Origin of the sequence: Natranaeroarchaeum sulfidigenes (genome assembly GCF_017094485.1) — an archaeon.
Taxonomy (GTDB): domain Archaea; phylum Halobacteriota; class Halobacteria; order Halobacteriales; family Natronoarchaeaceae; genus Natranaeroarchaeum; species Natranaeroarchaeum sulfidigenes.
Map to the genome: position 1 here is coordinate 1,805,972 of NZ_CP064786.1, position 17,497 is coordinate 1,823,468.

General features: G+C 56.5%; 16 protein-coding genes. 1 reads left to right on the plus strand and 15 read right to left on the minus strand.

The window, feature by feature from the left end; translation table 11 throughout:
- Positions 1 to 23: 23 nt before the first annotated feature.
- The 13 genes from AArcS_RS09305 to hpt all read right to left on the minus strand — a co-directional run bounded on the left by AArcS_RS09305 (position 24) and on the right by hpt (position 15,966).
- Positions 24 to 1,373 (minus strand): ABC transporter ATP-binding protein, encoded by a 1,350-nt coding sequence (locus AArcS_RS09305; protein WP_238477147.1) that lies wholly within the window; start codon positions 1,371 to 1,373, stop codon positions 24 to 26.
- Positions 1,366 to 2,442, minus strand: a complete 1,077-nt coding sequence (locus AArcS_RS09310) for an ABC transporter ATP-binding protein (protein ID WP_238477148.1) — start codon at positions 2,440 to 2,442, stop codon at positions 1,366 to 1,368. Before AArcS_RS09310 ends, AArcS_RS09305 begins: the two co-directional genes overlap by 8 nt.
- Positions 2,442 to 3,668 carry an ABC transporter permease gene (locus AArcS_RS09315; protein ID WP_238477149.1) on the minus strand — a complete coding sequence of 409 codons (1,227 nt, stop codon included), beginning with the start codon at positions 3,666 to 3,668 and terminating at the stop codon, positions 2,442 to 2,444. The genes AArcS_RS09310 and AArcS_RS09315 overlap by 1 nt, the downstream gene beginning before the upstream one ends.
- A 19-nt stretch (positions 3,669 to 3,687) precedes the next feature.
- Positions 3,688 to 4,662 (minus strand): ABC transporter permease, encoded by a 975-nt coding sequence (locus tag AArcS_RS09320; RefSeq protein WP_375139601.1) that lies wholly within the window; start codon positions 4,660 to 4,662, stop codon positions 3,688 to 3,690.
- 23 nt (positions 4,663 to 4,685) lie between these two features.
- Positions 4,686 to 6,608: an ABC transporter substrate-binding protein gene (locus AArcS_RS09325; RefSeq protein WP_238477151.1), complete on the minus strand. Its 1,923-nt coding sequence runs from the start codon at positions 6,606 to 6,608 to the stop codon at positions 4,686 to 4,688.
- A 284-nt stretch (positions 6,609 to 6,892) separates the two neighbouring features.
- Positions 6,893 to 7,414 carry a DUF7529 family protein gene (locus tag AArcS_RS09330; RefSeq protein ID WP_238477152.1) on the minus strand — a complete coding sequence of 174 codons (522 nt, stop codon included), beginning with the start codon at positions 7,412 to 7,414 and terminating at the stop codon, positions 6,893 to 6,895.
- A gap of 45 nt (positions 7,415 to 7,459) precedes the next feature.
- Complete coding sequence (locus AArcS_RS09335) at positions 7,460 to 7,888, minus strand: DUF7555 family protein (RefSeq protein ID WP_238477153.1); 429 nt, start codon at positions 7,886 to 7,888, stop codon at positions 7,460 to 7,462.
- Positions 7,888 to 9,225 (minus strand): ABC transporter ATP-binding protein, encoded by a 1,338-nt coding sequence (locus AArcS_RS09340; protein ID WP_238477154.1) that lies wholly within the window; start codon positions 9,223 to 9,225, stop codon positions 7,888 to 7,890. Before AArcS_RS09340 ends, AArcS_RS09335 begins: the two co-directional genes overlap by 1 nt.
- On the minus strand, positions 9,225 to 10,547 hold the full coding sequence (locus AArcS_RS09345) for an ABC transporter ATP-binding protein (protein WP_238477155.1): 1,323 nt from the start codon (positions 10,545 to 10,547) through the stop codon (positions 9,225 to 9,227). The genes AArcS_RS09340 and AArcS_RS09345 overlap by 1 nt, the downstream gene beginning before the upstream one ends.
- Positions 10,547 to 12,277, minus strand: coding sequence for an ABC transporter permease (locus AArcS_RS09350; RefSeq protein ID WP_238477156.1), 1,731 nt, complete (start codon positions 12,275 to 12,277; stop codon positions 10,547 to 10,549). Before AArcS_RS09350 ends, AArcS_RS09345 begins: the two co-directional genes overlap by 1 nt.
- A complete protein-coding gene (locus AArcS_RS09355) occupies positions 12,274 to 13,317 on the minus strand; it encodes an ABC transporter permease (RefSeq protein WP_238477157.1) in 1,044 nt (347 codons plus the stop codon). The genes AArcS_RS09350 and AArcS_RS09355 overlap by 4 nt, the downstream gene beginning before the upstream one ends.
- 105 nt (positions 13,318 to 13,422) lie before the next feature.
- Positions 13,423 to 15,201, minus strand: coding sequence for an ABC transporter substrate-binding protein (locus AArcS_RS09360; RefSeq protein ID WP_375139659.1), 1,779 nt, complete (start codon positions 15,199 to 15,201; stop codon positions 13,423 to 13,425).
- A 195-nt stretch (positions 15,202 to 15,396) separates the two neighbouring features.
- Complete coding sequence (gene hpt / locus AArcS_RS09365) at positions 15,397 to 15,966, minus strand: hypoxanthine/guanine phosphoribosyltransferase (RefSeq protein ID WP_238477159.1); 570 nt, start codon at positions 15,964 to 15,966, stop codon at positions 15,397 to 15,399.
- A 119-nt stretch (positions 15,967 to 16,085) separates the two neighbouring features.
- Here hpt and AArcS_RS16055 point away from each other — a divergent pair, with 119 nt between their 5' ends.
- Positions 16,086 to 16,391 (plus strand): DUF8106 domain-containing protein, encoded by a 306-nt coding sequence (locus AArcS_RS16055; RefSeq protein ID WP_510627367.1) that lies wholly within the window; start codon positions 16,086 to 16,088, stop codon positions 16,389 to 16,391.
- Between the two features lie 223 nt (positions 16,392 to 16,614).
- Here the strand turns inward: AArcS_RS16055 and AArcS_RS09370 are convergent, their stop codons facing one another.
- Both AArcS_RS09370 and AArcS_RS09375 read right to left on the minus strand, forming a co-directional pair.
- On the minus strand, positions 16,615 to 16,899 hold the full coding sequence (locus tag AArcS_RS09370; protein WP_259372665.1) for a translation initiation factor eIF-1A: 285 nt from the start codon (positions 16,897 to 16,899) through the stop codon (positions 16,615 to 16,617).
- A 65-nt stretch (positions 16,900 to 16,964) separates the two neighbouring features.
- On the minus strand, positions 16,965 to 17,462 hold the full coding sequence (locus AArcS_RS09375) for a hypothetical protein (RefSeq protein WP_238477160.1): 498 nt from the start codon (positions 17,460 to 17,462) through the stop codon (positions 16,965 to 16,967).
- Between the last annotated feature and the right edge of the window lie 35 nt (positions 17,463 to 17,497).

Here is a 17,497-nt window from a genome sequence, read left to right on the forward strand (position 1 = left end):
CAAAAGCGACTGGGGCGACGGATTCAGTCGTCGTTCGCCGAGAGTTCAACCGACTGTCTCGCCTCCTGATGGCGGATACAGGACGACTGATGAGTGTCCCCGTGGTCTGTGAACTCCGGCGTGATCTCTTCACAGGGCGTAACGAACTCCGCGGAAAAGAACTCGGCAGCCGATTCGAGATCATCGGCGACGAGCAAATCGAGACCAGTATCGAGCGTAGTCTCAGCTCCACTATCCGAAAGCGTATCTGGTAGGTCAAACTCGGTCCGTATCTGTGATTTTATCCTCGCGTCGGAGACATCTGCTCTGTCACTCGAATCCGACTCACCCAGTGCATTCTCGCGTAGCTTTCCGACATCTATCTCCCCGTCAGTGACCTGATCACGAAGATTCAACAGGTTCCGCCAGTTCGACTGTTCGAGATCAATCCCATCAGGTTGCACGACCTTGTGACAACGTGTATGAAATGAACAGCCACTTGGTGGGTCCGTGGGACTCGGTACTGTTCCAGTGAGTTTGATCCCCTCTCCACGCGCGTGGGGATCGGGCGTCGGTATAGCAGACACGAGCGCCTCAGTGTAGGGATGCTGAGGGTTCGAGAACAACTGCTCAGTTGAACCGATCTCGACTATCTTTCCGAGATACATCACCGCGACGCGATCACAGATCTGCTGAATCACCCCCATATCGTGGCTAATGAGCAGAAGGGAGAGACCGAACTCCTGCTGCAGATCGTTGATGAGAGAGAGTACTTCGGCCTGGACGGAGACATCGAGTGCAGAAACCGGCTCGTCGGCGATAATCAGATCCGGATCCAGCACCAGCGCACGGGCGATGGCGATTCGTTGTTTCTGTCCCCCCGAAAACTCGTGTGGATACCGATCGTAATCCGAAGCGGACATCCCGACGCGTTCGAGCAGGTTCTCCACGATCGCCCGGCGTCGCTGACGGTCGGACATACCGTGAACCTGTAACAGTTCGGCGGCGGAGGAGCCGACCGTCATCCGGGGATCGAAGCTCGAAGACGGGTCCTGAAAGATCATCTGCGCGTCGCGACGGAACGCTTTGAGCTCTTTTTTGTTGAACTTCGTCACGTCGTTCGCGCTCGAGCCCTCACCAGCGGTCGCTGCACGGGATCCGCCATTGAAGATGACCTCGCCCTCTGTTGGCTCTTCGAGACGGATGATCGAGGACGCAGCCGTGGACTTTCCACACCCAGACTCCCCGACGATACCCAGTGTCTCACCCGGATCAAGGTCGAAGCTAATACCATCAACGGCTTTCGCCGCACCGACTTTTCTGGAAAGCAGTCCTTTTTTTATCGGATAATGCTTTTTCAGATTCCGGACGGAGAGAAGCGGTTTATCAGTCATCGACGATCCCCTCCCGGGTGTCTTCGGCAGCGGTCTCTAGCTCAGGATCCCTGAGGACGGTGCTATCATAGCCAGGGCCGTAATGCACACAGGAGACGTGATGATCAGACTCGATCTCGATTTCGTCAGGTTGCTCTCCCGTCCTGCAGGCAGCAACCGCATGCTGACACCGGTCTGCGAACCGACACCCATCCGGGGGATCGGTCGGGTCGGGAAGCGACCCCGGGATCCCACCAAGTCCCTTACCGTGTCCGGGAAGACATTTCAGGAGCTCCTGAGTATACGGGTGGGCGGGTCGATCGAAGATATCGAACACGTCACCCCGTTCCATCACCTTGCCGGAGTACATAACAACGATCCTGTCAGCGATTTCGGCGACGACACCGAGATCGTGCGTAACAAAAAGGATACCCATACCGAACTCCTCCTGTAGCTCGTTCAGGAGATCGAGGATCTGCCCCTGCACTGTTACGTCGAGTGCTGTCGTCGGCTCGTCTGCGATGAGGAGATCAGGGTTTCCAACCAGCGCCATCGCGATCATTACTCGCTGTTTTTGCCCGCCCGAGAACTCGTGAGGGTAGTCGTCAAACCGTGCGCTGGCGTTCGCGATACCGACACGGTCCAGTAGATCGACCGCACGCGCTCTCGCTTGCGTGTCGGAGACGCTGTCGTCGTGGATCTGAATCGCTTCGACGATCTGCCACCCGATGCTGTAGCAGTGGTTCATTGCCTCCTGGGGGTTCTGGAAAATGTGTGCGATTCCGTTTCCACGGATTTGCCGCAGTTCCTGTTCTGTCATCTCTGACAGGTTCTGCCCCCTGAACTCGACCGATCCCTCGATCTTCCCGGGGGGCTGTTTGATCAACCCAGTGATCGATTCCGTCGCAACGGTTTTTCCGGACCCCGACTCCCCCACGATACAGACTGTCTCGCCTTCACGGACCGAGAAGTCGATATCGTCGACAGCGACGAGAGTACCGTTATCGGTTTTGAACTTCGTTCTGAGGTTTCGGACCTCGACGAGCAGTTCGTCGTCCGTGCCTGTTTCGAATTCGCTATCGCCCATCATTATTTTTCATTCTCCGCTTCGGCTTCGGGATTGAGTGCATCGAGCAGTGCATCACCGAGGAAATTGAACGCGAGGATGGTCAAAAAGAGAGCTATCCCCGGAGCAAGCATGATCCACGGTGCGATATCGATCAGTTCCCGGCCAGACGCGATTAGCTGTCCCCACGACGGGATATCACTGTCACCGATCCCAAGGTACGCCAGCTGGGCCTCCGCCAACAGGAATCCCGGAATCAGCAGCGTCAACTGGGTAATGATACTACTCGCGGTGTTCGGAACGACGTGTCTGCGAACGATCTTGTAGGTGCTGGCACCACTGATTTTGGTTGCTTTGATGAACTCCTCTTCGGAGACTGACAGCGCCTTGCTGCGGACGTATCTGGCAGTACTACCCCAGCCAAACAGCGCGAACACCAGGATGAACATTCCCAGTCCAGCTCCGTATATATAGAGAATAAGAAGGAAAAACAGGAGCGTCGGGAACGAGAGCACGATGTCGACAGTCCGCATCAGGATCTCGTCGATCCAGCCAGCACTGTACGCACTCACGGTTCCAACGCTGACACCGATGGCGGCGACGATCGTCGTCGTTATGAACGCGATTTGCATGCTGATCGTCATGCCATAGATAATCGAGGAGAGGATATCTTGCCCAGCACGATCGGTTCCAAGCGGATACTCCCAGGTACCATGACACTGACCGTTTTCGATAGTCCCAGCGCATTGTGAGACGTGGGTGGCGTCGATATCCCAGAACACCGGCGGCTGATTACCAAGCAGTAAATCCTGCTGAGGGGCACTGACAAACAGTGGTCCAAGAATGCCGCCGACAAACACGATGGCCAGCCAGATGAGACTGACTACTGCTGGCCGGTTGCGTTTGAACTCCTTCCAGTAGTACCGGGTCATTCGCGGATTCTGGTACAGTGGCAGGAGCATATACCACGCAAACAAACAGAGAGTGAAGACAAACAGGATGTCTACGCTCGTTGGGTCGTGATTCAGCCCCAGCATCTCGAACTGTGAGGCGAGCCCGAGATCCTGGCCGAGCTGTACGAACGTTGCGTCCCGAGCACTTACAAAGAAGTGATCGTATAGCCCGAGCAACAGGACCGGAACGCCGGTTAACAACATTAACTTCGTGTTGATGGATAGATCGAAAAACCCGGCTCTGGAGAGGTTATCCCAGTCAACATCGTCGAACTGTGGTGGTTTCTCTGTGGCCATAGTTAGTTACTGTACATGCTTAGCGGTCGTCGTAGCTGATTCGCGGATCCATTAGTGTGAAGACGATATCTTCGATCAGGTTACCGATGACTGCGATGAATGTGAACAACAGTGTAGTTCCCAGCACCAGACTCGTGTCCTGTGCGATGAGCGCGTTGAACGTCATTCGTCCGAGTCCGGGAATGCCGAACACGATCTCGACCAGCAGTGAGGAGCCCAGGAAGATAACCAGCAACTGCCCGACGATCGTCGTCGACAGTGGCACCATCGTCGGGCGCAGGACGTGATACGCATACGCACGTGTTGGTGACACACCCTTTGCTTTGGCCGTTTTCATGAACTCCGCATTCTGGAACTCGGCAGATTCGTTTCTCGACACGCGCATCACCGCACCGATCGAACCGGTGACCAGTACGAACACCGGCAAGACGAGTTGGCGTGCGTTCTCAAGGCTGAAGACGGGAACCGAAGTATTGTACTGGATCGGCACCCACTCCATCCAGACACCAAAGATCACGAGCAGGACGATCCCGAAGAAGTAGTTCGGGATTGCCCAGCCGAAGAACGCGAACCCGGTCGCGACGTGATCTTTCCACGAGTACATGTTCGCTGCCGAGTAGATACCGATGAGTGGGCCCAGAATCAGCGTAAGGATCGTCCACGGGATCGAGTACTGTGCAGTGTAATAGAGGCTCTGCCAGATTGCCTCGGTCACCGGCTGGGCTCGATGATCCGACCAGCCCCAGTCAAGCGTATACACGCCGTGCAGGAAGTCGAGATACCGCACGTATAGTGGTTCGTCGAGGCCACGTAGCTGTCGTTCACGTTCGGCTGCTGCAGTCGGATCACCGCCCTGTAGTGCTGCCTGTGTGGCTGCCTCCGAAATCGATGGGTTCGGCGCAAATGCCAACAGCAGAAACGTGATTGTGACGATGATAAGCGAGACTATTCCTGACCAGAGTACACGCGCTCCAACGTACCGTGTAAAACCCATATAAATATACTAGATGAGAGTAGTTATTCGTCGAAGTACCACGTCGGGAAGTCGTACCCGTTTGCGAAGTCGCCGATTGGGCCGACAAGATCCGGATTGTATCCTTCGATGTCGACACCGAATGTCAACATTATGTAGGGCTGTTCCTCATTGAGGTTCACGAATAACTCGTTGAACACCTCCTGGAGTTCGTCTCTGTCTTCGGCGCTACGGGCCTCATCGAAGAGTCCCTCCGCGTCGAATTCGGGGTAGTACCCGACAGGATTGTAGAAATTACCCGGGCCATCGAAGAACGCATCGTTCGTGAGCGGATTCCGTGGGTAGGTGTTCAGCCCGAAGATGGTGCCGAAGTCCCACGCCTCGTTGGAGGTATACTCACGGGGACCGGGGTTGCTGGGGTTCGGAGCATCCCAGGTAAACTCCCTCCCGTCGTGTTCGACTGTGGTTCCTGGTTCTGCAATATCGCTTCCATCCCAGTACTCCTCACTGAATCGCGTACCGTCGATGGAGTTGAGTTCGAGAGTGAAACCGAGATGTTCCTCGAACTCTTGCTCGAAGAAGCCAGCAGCGAGCTCTTGCGTTTCGGACGCAGCGTTGTAGTATAGCTGGAGTTCGACCTGGTCACCATCTGGCGTAAGCAACGTATCGCCGTCGTAGGTGTAATCCTCGTCTATCTGGTCGAGGGCCTGTTCAGCGAGGTCACGTGCCTCGTCGCCATAGACACCATCCTCTGGATGCCCCCACAGTGTCAGTTCGTCGGTTCCCGGGAACCACTCGGAGAACTCGGGCTGCCAGGTGTAGTGTTCGTCGTGGAAGCCACGATACACACCCTCGATGAGCTGTGGTTTGTCGATGGCTGCAGCAAGTGCCTGCCGGAACTCCTTGACCTGGAAGAGGTTGCCAGGGCCAGCCGTCCAGCCGTTATCACGCTGGTTCACCGAGAGGATGTTATTGAACGGAGTGTCCGCGAGCACGACTCGGGTGTCATCGTCGTCCATGAACTGCTCACCACGGTCCGGGGGCAGGGTAACGTGATCGACTGCACCGGTTTCGAGGGAACTGATCCGGGAGGATTCCTCTTCGATGATCTGCAATTCGAGCGTCTCGAAGTACGGTGCCTCGGCAAAGAGGCGATAGTCGTCGTCTTCTTCGGCAACATCCCGCAGGTAGTACTCGTCGTTGCGTGTGTAGCTGGTACCGCCATCACGGACCCACTCGTCGAGGGTAAACGCGCCCATGTTGCCGGTGAATTCGAGCTCGATTAGCTCCGTGTCTTCTTGCAGTCCTTCAGCGTCTTCGTCTTCCACATACGGTTCGATGAGGTCCCGCGGGATCGGATACTCTAGCGGGTTGAAAGTCTCCGGCCATAGCAGGTTCGGGTTCTCCAGCGTGCACTCGACCTCGTAGTCGCCGACCTCTTCGACCTCGACACCCTCCCAGTCGGGCGAGTTTGCACTCGGGGCCCATTCTGCCTGATGAATTTCCTCAACGTAGAAGACGAAGTCGTCGGCGGTGAACTCGCCGTACGGATCGCTAAACTCAAGTCCCTCTCGAATATCGATCGTCCATGTTTCGCCCCCATCGTCCGTCGTCACATCGTACAGCAGTGGGACTAGTTCGTTATCGGGATTGAACGTATAGCCCATATCGAGGGCGTATCCGATGGCAGTTCCAGCACCATCCTCGGTGTTTGTGATTGGGTTCAACGTATCGAAGCCGGATGCCTGGACATCGTCGTACTGACCACTCACATCCGGAATTTCGGCGTCAGGATCGACTCCTGCATCATCATCTCCTCCGTTTTCGGCACCGGGATCTTCGTCATCATCGCCACCACCGGTACATCCTGCGAGCGCGGCAGCCCCACCAACTCCGAGCATCGAAAGCCACTGGCGGCGATTAATATATGGTCCATCCGACTGAATACGATCCACGTTGTGTGGCATACGCATGACAAAGTTAAGCTAGATTAAAAATCTTTTGTAGGTCCGTGCTGGTTAGCAGCCAGCTCACCCCACATATATATGCCTTATACGCGTTTGAATAGTTGATCTTTGGTGAATTTCCCCAGATAGATGTTCAAATAGTCAGATTTTCTCGCCGGAACACACACGTATGATAATTATAGATAACTAATTTGTAAAAGACAAGTAGACAGAATACGTTCCAGTGTCCGGGTCTACTCCTACAAGTGAGAACGTGATTCGAGACTGTCGACCCAGCGATCAGACTACTCCGTAGGTTTTGTAATGAGGGGAGTAAACTCCTCGTGTTCGAACACACCGAGAACCGTCCCATCGACGGTCTTCACGCGTGAGTAAAGCACCCCTTCCTCGTGTGCAGACTGGACCATACCCTTCGCACGGGTCATATCGTATCGGCTGGCGAGAAGGATGGACCGTTTAGTTTCCGAATCGATAAACTCGATCACAGCATACATGAATCCCTCGACATCGGTGCCATACACCAGGTATTCCGTGAACTCCTCGGGATCGAACCACTCCTCGAACGCATCGGTCTGATTGTTCGGGACGATATGAAAGAGACCGAAGTCGTCGTGATCACCCATATCAATGCTGACGGTGTCCGTATGGACCGAAAAGAGTGTACGGACGTCCCAGCCGTCGGCACGACGCTCCTCTGCGATCACGTCCATGTCGTCGAGTGTCTGTTTCCAGGCCTCCGTTTTGGCCCCAGTTGGATCCCTCCGTCGTTGAGTACGCGCATCTGGCACATCGGAGTTTTCGGACATACAGACCCTTCGTTGTGGGAGGCGGTTAACTCTTTTCCGCCCGAATCAGCCAATTCCGAGCCATCTCTCGGCGACAAACGACAGCGTCAGAACGAGTATAGACGCAACGAACAGTTGCCGACGGACCGGCATTCGATGGTGCGGGTCGGGGAGACCGATCCACCGAAGCGGTGGGAGCGATCTTGCTATGGACTGAATCCGCGTCGAACCCGCTACAGTCTCCCCTGACGGCGCCTGTTCGTCGAGATCGTCCGGCGACGAGGGCCACATGAGAAACGTTGCGTAGGCAAGCAAACACCAGCCGGTGACGAACAGCAAAGCGTTTGCTCGAGCGAGTTCGCCGCCAGTAGCTACAGAGACGACGAGCGCACCCACAATACACAGTATAGCGACGACCAACGCATACGCAGCCGTGTCAATCCAGCGACGGGCAAACCGACCGATGCGGGTTTCAGGGGGCTCCGGAGCCGACATCAGTACCGTTCGTTGAGAACCTGTGCCGGGTCGCGATATGTCGACTCGTGACGGTGGCAGTAGCTCTTGTGATCGGAAGTTGACGTTGAATGATATTCCGGTGGCTCTGACTCACAAACGCTGCCGAACTCCTCCGAGAAGACGGCTAATGCTTCTGCCTCTTCGTTGTCTTCGGCGTGATCTGCAATCCGATTCAGAACAACCTCTACATCCTTTGGGACCTCCTGATCGCCAAATAGCTCCTCGTAGGTTTCCTCGACGGTCGCAAAGCGCGTTTCCCCGCCAAAGCGTTCACGGAGTCGTTCTCGAATCGATCGTTCGGCACGCTTCCGTTCTCGAAGAATCTCTCGCAGTTTGTTCAGCTCGGCCCACAGTTCATCATCCAAATCGGGGAAGCCATCCGGACGGATGCGAGCCGGACAACGTGTGCTGAACGGACAGCCGGATGGTGGGTATCGGGGGTTCGGTGGCGTCCCGTGAAGGATTATCCGTTCTCGATCAATCGTGGGATCAGGCTCCGGGATCGCCGAAAGCAAGGAGTGTGTGTAGGGGTTTGAGGGGTTCTCGAATATCTCCTCCGTGGGGCCAACCTCCATGATGTTACCGAGATACATCACGGCGACTCGATCACAGATATGGCGAACAACTGAGAGATCGTGGGCAATAAACAGATACGTTAGCCCGAACTCATCCTGAAGGTCGTCCAGCAAATTGATGATTTCGGCCTGAACGGAGACGTCAAGTGCGGAAACCGGCTCGTCGAGGACGATGAAGTCGGGTTCGAGCGCGAGCGTCCGGGCGATACCGATCCGCTGACGCTGACCACCGGAGAACTGGTGAGGATACCGATAGTAGTGCTCTTTGCGAAGCCCAACGGTGTCGAGCAGCGATTTGACGTGGCGGCGACGCTCGCGCGGCGATTTCCACTCGTGAACGTCGAGTGGTTCCTGGATGATTTCGCCGATCGTCATTCGATCGTTGAGACTCGACTCCGGATCCTGAAACACCATCTGCGCGTCGCGTCGCCACTCGTGCAGTTCATCACGACTGAGCGTCGTGATATCGGTCCCATCGAATCTGACCTCTCCCGCAGTGGCATCTTCTAGCTGGACCAGAGTCCGGCCAAGCGTCGTCTTCCCACAGCCGGACTCGCCGACAAGACCTAGCGTTTCACCACGGTATATATCGAATGAAACGCCGTCGACAGCCTTGACCGGCACGCCACCGAACAGTCCACCCGACTCGTAGTGCGTTTTGAGCCCGTCAACCTCAATGATCGTATCTTCTCTCTCCTGGGTCGGTGCCTCGCTGTCAGTCGCCTGTACGTGCTCGCTCATCAGTATTTCTCCATGTCAGTTGACAGTTCGTGGTAGTCGATGCGTTGCTGTTCGGATAGTTCTTCAGGGTAGAGGAGACATGCCGCGGTGTGATCCTCGGCATCCGTCGACTCGATATCGACCGCCCGGGGATGTACTGCTGAACACTCGTCGAACGCCTTTGGACAGCGCGGTGCGAACCGACAGTACGTCGCCGGTTCATTTGGCGTCGGGACGTTCCCTTCGATCGTATTGAGACGGTCGCCGGTCTGCTGTCCAGGAATCGACCCCAACAGTCCTTCGGTATAGGGATGTTTCGGATTCGCGAACAGCGATTTGACACCAGCGCTTTCGACGATTTCGCCAGCATACATCACGTTGACGCGGTCGGACGTTTCGGCAATAACACCCATATCGTGTGTGATGAACATGATCGAGAGATCCCGTGTGTCCTGAAGTTCGTCAAGCAGGTCGAGGATCTGGGCCTGAATCGTCACGTCCAGTGCCGTCGTGGGTTCGTCACAGATCAGCATCTCCGGGTCACAGGCCAGTGCCATCGCGATGACGGCACGCTGGCGCATCCCTCCCGAGAACTGGTGGGGATACTCCTTGATACGACGTCTGGCATCCGGAATACCGACGGCTTCGAGCAGCCGAGCAGCCTCTCGTGTTGCATCTCTCCCGGTGATTCCCTGATGGAGGGAGAGCGCTTCCTTGATCTGATTACCAACTGTGTACACTGGGTTGAGGCTCGTCAACGGATCCTGAAACACCATCGCAATGTGGTCGCCACGCATCCGCCGGAGGGATTCCCCTTCGAGCTGTGTGATTTCGACGAAACCGTCAGAGATACCTGACGGGCCATCCCCGTTGCGCCGAGTGACGAAGACGCAGTCCTTGTCATCGATGAGGTCGAGTTCGGGGCCGTAGGCGGCCAGCACGTCGACCAGTGGAACCTCATGTCGGTTATCGTAGCCGAACGTCTCAGGCGTGGCGGCGAGTTCCTCACGGTCGAACAGTTCGGCAACGTCATATCTCTCCTCTAGATCCGGGACGTCAACGACTCGACTTGAAAAATCCGAGGCGTACTGACGCACGGTATCGGGCTCGTGGAACTGGATGCTGCTACCGTCAAGAACGCGACCCGGAGATTCAACCAGGCCCATCAGTGACCGGGCTGTCACACTCTTTCCCGACCCGCTTTCGCCGACGATCCCGACGGTCTCCCCGAGACGAATATCGAAGGAAATCCCATCGACTGCACGGATCGTTTCCTTATCGGTGAAGAACGCAGTCTGGAGGTTCTGCACTTTGAGCATCGGGGGAGCACGTTCGGAAGCCATCAGGCACCACCCCCCGCGGCACCGGAGTCAGCACCCTCGCCGACATCCGCCTCGGGATCGATTGCGTCGCGGATTCCATCGCCGAGCGCGTTAAACGCCGTCACGACGAGAACGATCATTATCCCCGAAATCGTGGCAACGTGATACGACGACGTAGCGACGTATGGCTGACCCTGATCGATCAGCCGCCCCCACTCCGGAGTCGGTGCACTGATGCCGAGCCCGAGGAATGTCAGTGCGGCGGTGGCGATAATGACACCACCCAGCAGTAGCGATGCGTAGATCATGATGTAGCCAGCGATGTACGGAGACATGTGTTTTTGCATGATACGGAGTGGCGACTGCCCGTAGCTTTTCGCGGCGTCGACCCAGTCCTGCTCTGCGACCTGTAATGACGGGCCACGTATTGCACGCCACATCCCGGGCCAGTAGGCAAACGCAAAGATCAGCGCCAGCAGTATGCCTCCATCCAGTGGTTGGGCAACGGGATGATTTGCCTCGGTAAACAACACGGACATGAGCATAACCAGGAGGAACGCTGGAATCGCGATGATGGTGTCGCTTGCGATCACAGTCAGCATATCAGCCAGTCCTTTGTAGTATGCAGTGATCAACGATAGAATCACCGCGATAAGTGCACCAAGTCCGATCGCAGTGAGTCCGATCACGAGCGACGTCTGGGCACCATAGGTGAGGTTTGTTAACAGGTCTTGCCCTCTCGGTGTCGTCCCCAATGGCGCCCACCGATCGTACTGATCGTAACTCAATGGGGAGACAGTGTTCTGTCCGTCAGAACGGGTGTGAACGTTTGCACTACCGTGGGTAGTCGATTCGATTTCGCCGTCCTCTGTCAGATAGTCAAACTCGTGATTATACGGCTCGTACACGTTCTCTTCGACGGGGACAGGACTGATCGCAGACGCCCAGAGCGCCATTACAACGAACAGCAGGACGATGGCGAGACCAAACAGTCCCCAGTAATGATTGCGGAACCGACGGATGGTATCATCCCGCGGCGTCCAGTCGGCTTGGCGGTACTCGTCCCGGTACACATTGTATCCACGCCAGGCCCACGCCACGCACGCACCAACGTAAGCGAACACTATGGTGACTCGAATACCCCACGCAACCGCTGGCGAGAGGCCCATGAACGTCCCGGCCCAGCCACCGTCCGGAGTACGGTGTCCCATATTCGGGATCAGGTCCGGGCTGGTGATATGTGGGACCGCCGCAGCGATCGATTCAAGCAGGCGTGCCGTAAAGCTAATTTCGTGCGACACGAGCGAGCCAAGCGGTGTGAAAGCGAGGATACTGGCTACGATAGCGAGGATCACAGTAACCAGCGCACTCTCCGCGTAGAACTCACCGCGCCGAGTCAGATCGACGTCGAACCGATCTATCAGCCGCCCGGGCAGTACCAGCGCCACGAGGATCATTGAAACGACAAAGAGCATCACTAATGCAGTCAAGTCGCTCGCAAGCGCACCGGCGAACCGTCCAAGGGTAGAAGCTACGTTACCACCGATCCAACCGGGTAGCGCCGCGACCCCGTCGAAAACGAATTTTGCCGCCGAACCGAGTTCGACCAGCCAGCCAAGATATCGACTGAACTCCAGAGCGAACAGTATACCTGCACCGAGAAGCCAGAACAGGGCAGGACGTGGGTTCGTTTCGACTCGTTCTCGAATCGATACTTCGTCGTCAAGCGCCTCGTCGTAATCACTACTCATTTGTCATACCCCACTCGTGGATCGATAATCGTGTACAGGAAGTCCTGCAAGATGTTCAAAAACAGGATTATCACTGTGAACACGAACAACAGGGAACCAGCAAGCGGAAGATCGCCCTGAATAACTGCCTGGAAGAAGGTTCTCCCCAATCCGTTGATGTTGAAGATCTGTTCGACGATGACCGATCCGCCGATCAACAAGAACGCCTCGTTGGTAATCACCGGGACGAGCGGGATGAGAGCGTTCCGGAACATATGTTTCCAGACGATGACGCGGCTGGTCAGTCCCTTCGCTCGTGCGGTCTGAATATAGTTGGAGTTGATCGTTTCGAGAACGGCGGTTCGTCCGATTCGCAGTTCGGCAGCCATCGACGCGGACCCGAGAACGAGTGCCGGGGGGAGGATTAATTTAATATCGACTGCCAGTGCTCCCCAGTCGATGTACGACGTACTGTCGGCGAACCAGTTGAGGTTGGGCGTCCCTGTGATACTCTGTCCCGCCTCGTAAAAACTCGGACCGAACGCGTACCAGTCAAATCCGAACCAGCCCCCGCCCTGTGTCTGTCTGAGCACAGCCAGAAGCATCACGCACAGCCAGAAGTTCGGCATCGCCTGCCAGAGAATACCACTGACTGACGCGATGTAATCACCCCAGCTGTTGGGATGGAGTCCCGCATAGAATCCGAGCGGCAGACCGATAAACAGCGGGAGCATGATCGCCCAGAAGCCAAGCCATAGCGTTGGTGGTGCTGTATCTCTAAGCACTGCTGTGACGGCGCGATCTCCCTGTACAACCCAGGACTGCCCCTCGAGCAGAATCAGGTCCCTGGCAAACTGGAGATACTGCTCCCAGAGCGGATCGTTCAATCCAAGCCGCTCTCGCATCCGGTTCGCCTCTGCACCAGTCGCCTCGGGGCCGAGTCGGGCAGCGACCGGGTCGATCGGCCCCATACGAAGCATTATAAACAGGAACGTGATGACCAGAAAGAGGACGGGGATCGTGAGCAACAGCCGCTTGAGGAAGTATTCCCAGCGACTCATGGCGTGTTACTCACCGACCCTATGTGGACCAAGTGCATAGCTTTAGTTTATTCTATCCGTATGGTTTAGCTTTTTCCATCCAATAAAATAACAGCGAGTGGTTAGTTAGGCTTCTTCTTCCAGTTCGACCTGCCAGTCGAGGTAATATCCCGTCGCGTCCGTTGGGAGAAGTTCCGTATCGGTGTTTTTCGGCTCGAAGCCGAAGTGACCGTAGGCAGGGTCCTCCCAGCTCCAGATCCAGCCAAGGGAGAACATTTCAAGATCCCCGTCTTCACCGCGGCTCTGGATCGTTGCGAACGGTGCCTGTTCGAGGTCGATGTCGACTGGGCTCCCAGCGAGCGCATCACGGGTCTGTTCGGCGGCTTCAGCGAACGGTTCGTCGCCCTCGTAGGTCGTTATAGTGAACGAGAACGGGTCGGTGTCACTGTAACCCGCATCCTGCAGCACCTGTTCTGCGGACTGGACATCGGTCTCGTTGGGCGAGTACGGCCAGTTGTCGACCCACTCGTCGTATCCCTCGGCGTCCATCGGCATTAACGCGGGTGGGAGGAAGCTGAACGCCTCGACACCACGTCCCGCGAAGACGTCTTGGACTAGCTCTTCGTGGTCAGTGACGTAGGCAACTGCCTGTCTGACTTCCTGTGGAACCCTGTCGGCGTTGAACCCGAAGTAGAACGTGCTGAGTTCCGGAACTGCGAGGTAGTTTGCCGTCTCATCGTTTTCGAGTGGTCCATACTCGCCGATCTCCCGGCCACGGTCGTCCTCCTCGGCATCGATGAGGTCGGGGTCGTACTGGGCTGTCGGAATCCCGAAGATGTCAGCGTTCTCCTCCATCGCATAGGTGTAGGCCGCATCATCGTCTTCGATGATCTCCCAGTGCACTGCTTCGAGGTCGGCAACTTCCCCGTGATAGTCGTCGTTTCGGGTCAGCCGGACCTCTTCGTTAAGAGTGAACTCGTCGTACTCGAACGGACCAGTCCCGTTGGCCATCTCGGTACGGAACTCGTCGTGGTCGACCTCCCCGTCGTATCCGTCGATGTCGCCGACGAGCCCTTCCGGAATCACGGCGAAGCCGCTGTAGCTCACAATATCGAGCACACCGGGAGTCGGTCCCGTGAGCTCGATTTCGAAGGTGTGGTCGTCAAGTGCTTCGATGGCGGGACCATCCTCTTCATCGTGCTCAATACCGACACCGTCGGGCGTGTTCAGTGCAAAGTTGGCCCGCTCGCTGTTCTCGGACTCGATGAGACGACGCCACGAGTAAACGAAGTCGTCGGCTGTTAGCTCCTCGCCACCGTGGAATTCGACGTCGTCCTTGATCGTGAACGTCCACGTCAGGCTGTCGTCGGACACCTCGAACTCTTCGAGGAGTTGGTTTTCGAGTTCTGCAACACCGTTTGGATAGCTGGTGAGTGTCTCGTAGACGTTGTTTATCACCGCACTGGACGCCGTGTCCGTCGACATGATCGGATCGAACTCGTCGAACGTCGCATTGATCAAGTTGAGTTCGTCGGAACCATCGTCGAGGGTCGTAGTATTGTACTGCTGGTGGTGAGCACCGAGGAGGCCAGTTTCCGGAACATCCACCCAATCGTACCAGAACCGCTCTTCGAGGTTGTGAAACAGCGGGAGTGCGATCACCGAATCTCGAACAGCCTCCTCGATCTCCAGATAGGCTTCGTTGCGGATGTCTTCGTCTTCTGGATCGGGATTTTCGACGACCCGCTCCCAGGCACGCTGTGCCTTGTCGGCTTCCGTCCCCGTCTCTTCCTCACCGTTCTCGTCACCGTTCTCGTCACCGTTCTCCGCTTCCTCATCGTCGTCGAGGATCGCAGAACAGCCGGCGAGTCCGACCGTCGCGGTTCCGCCCAGAAGGCCGAGCATGGTTCGCCGATTATCGTCAATACTGTGCCGTTCGTTGGAACGTGGCATATCCATCAATTGCTTGGTGATCACTAAAAAGTTACCGACGAATAATGGGACACAGCACAGATGTTTATTCAGTGCCGAATATTTAACAAACTTTCAAAAACCACGGGTTATATGTTCTGATTATCCTGAGTGGTTTGTGATCCAGTGTCAATCGTCGCCGTTCTCGTCAACGATGACGACTTCTTCGTCCACCACGTCAACGTTGATAAGCGTCTTCGCGTCGTACGCCGCGTCCTCGAGCGCGTTCTCGCCGCCGACTTTTTTGATTACAGCGACGAGGTCGACGACGTCCGCGCCGATATCTTCGAGCGAGCCGAGAATGGCCTTTAGCGTCCCACCGGTCGAGAGCACGTCGTCGAGCACGAGCACGCGGTCGCCCTCGTAGACGTCGTTGATGTACATCTCGGACTCGGAGTACCCGGTCTCCTGAAAGAGCGCGACCTCGCCATCTAGCCCGTACTGGCGTTTGCGGATGACGACCAGCGGGATGTCGGTCATCAGCGAGACCGCTGTGGAGATGTGGATCCCCATCGCGGCGGGTGTAACGATCTTGTCGACGTCTTCGAGATCCGCCTTGCGGATGATGCGAATAACGATCTCCCGGAGGAGTTCGGGTTCGAGCATCGGGACCCCATCACTGATGGGGTGGACGAAGTAATGATAGCCGTTCTTTTCGATAATCGGCGCGTCGAGGAGCGACCGCTTCAACTGGTCCATGTTGGGACTACTCCACCCGGAAAGTAAAGATGACGGAAACAGTTGGTTGCCAATGATCGTTCACGGTCGTTTCGACGCTGTCGCGGGGTTTACTTCCGTCGAGCCCCTACCGGTTCCCAATGAGTTCCTCCACCAACAGATTGCGAGTACCGCCCGATAGCCAGCAAAAATGCACCCTCATCTGTCCCTCCTGTGATCACACGAGCCCACCGGTTGGCGACTGGAAACTGAAGACCGAGGATGGAACGGAGATCCGTCGCTGCCCTGATTGTGAAACGGTCGTCGAGCGCCGACCCACGTTCGATCGTTCGTCGGATCGGACACCCTACCCGTCGCCTGTGACTTTCCAGACAAAGATCTCACGGATGGCCGAGGCATGGCAAGAGTTCTGCATTGCACAGACACGTCGGCTCACCGGACGATAACGGATTCAGGATCCGAACGACGGTGCAGTTCGGCGTCGCCTATCGGTCGTGTGTCAGACCGTCTGTCTGTTCCGGAGCACTTGCCAACGTATTAGGTGTCGCCCTCGAAGCTTGTGTGTTCTTTTGACAACAACCGGAGAACGCTATCGCTATTCGATCGGCCGAGATACCGCCTGCGACCGTGGTTCGGACGGGAGAATCTACTCGGAGTCGCGGATGAACGTCACTGAATGTGGCCTTCACGGCGCAGCTGATCCGCGGCCTGACCGTCGTAGCGCCATTCGATGTTGGCTTTCTCGTCCTGCCAGTCCCACGGCTCGGCGAGGACGACGTCGTCCTCGTTGATCCATGTCCGGTATTTCATCCGCCCGGGGATTCGGCCGAGCCGCTCCTCGCCGTCAGCACAGCGGAGTCGTACGTGGTTGCCACCGAGGTGTTCGGTGACGACTGCAAATACCTCATTGTCGTCGGGCATTCGAAGGTTTCGACGCCCAGATTCTTCGCTCACACCATACCTACGTCCGAACTACGTTTAAAGGATTTGATGCACGTGGTAACGTGAGTCACAGCAGGTCACGTATCGACGAATTCGACTTCGTGCGTGGCCAGTGCGGCGGTGCTATCGGTCGAAGAGCTGGCCCAGAGTATCTCCACGCCAGTGGTGGCGATCAGCCCCCGGTCGAACGAATCGTGGTCGGGGTCGTCAGCCACGACAACCTCGCCGCTGGAATCCTCGGCGACGTACAGCGCGCTATCCTCGTCGAGGCCATTCTCGCTGTTCGCCCAGTCGGAGCCAGTAGCAACGCGTTCACCGTCGACAAAGACGACAATTGTCTCGGGGTCGTCGATCTTCTCACCCGAGAGGTTTCCGAGCCTGAGTTGTTGTCCATCCTCCCCGTACTGTTCGATATCGAAACTGGTGTCAGGAGCTTCCTCGGCGTTACCGACGAGATAGAACGCGCCGAGACCGAGGAGCGTTCCGACGACGATGATCGCCACCACGAGCAGAAGTGTCGCACGCCGCGGTGGCCGCCACGTCTCTTCGACGGGTGGGGGATCGGATCGGGACATTCACCGGAATCAGGGGTTGACCGGTGTTAACCGCT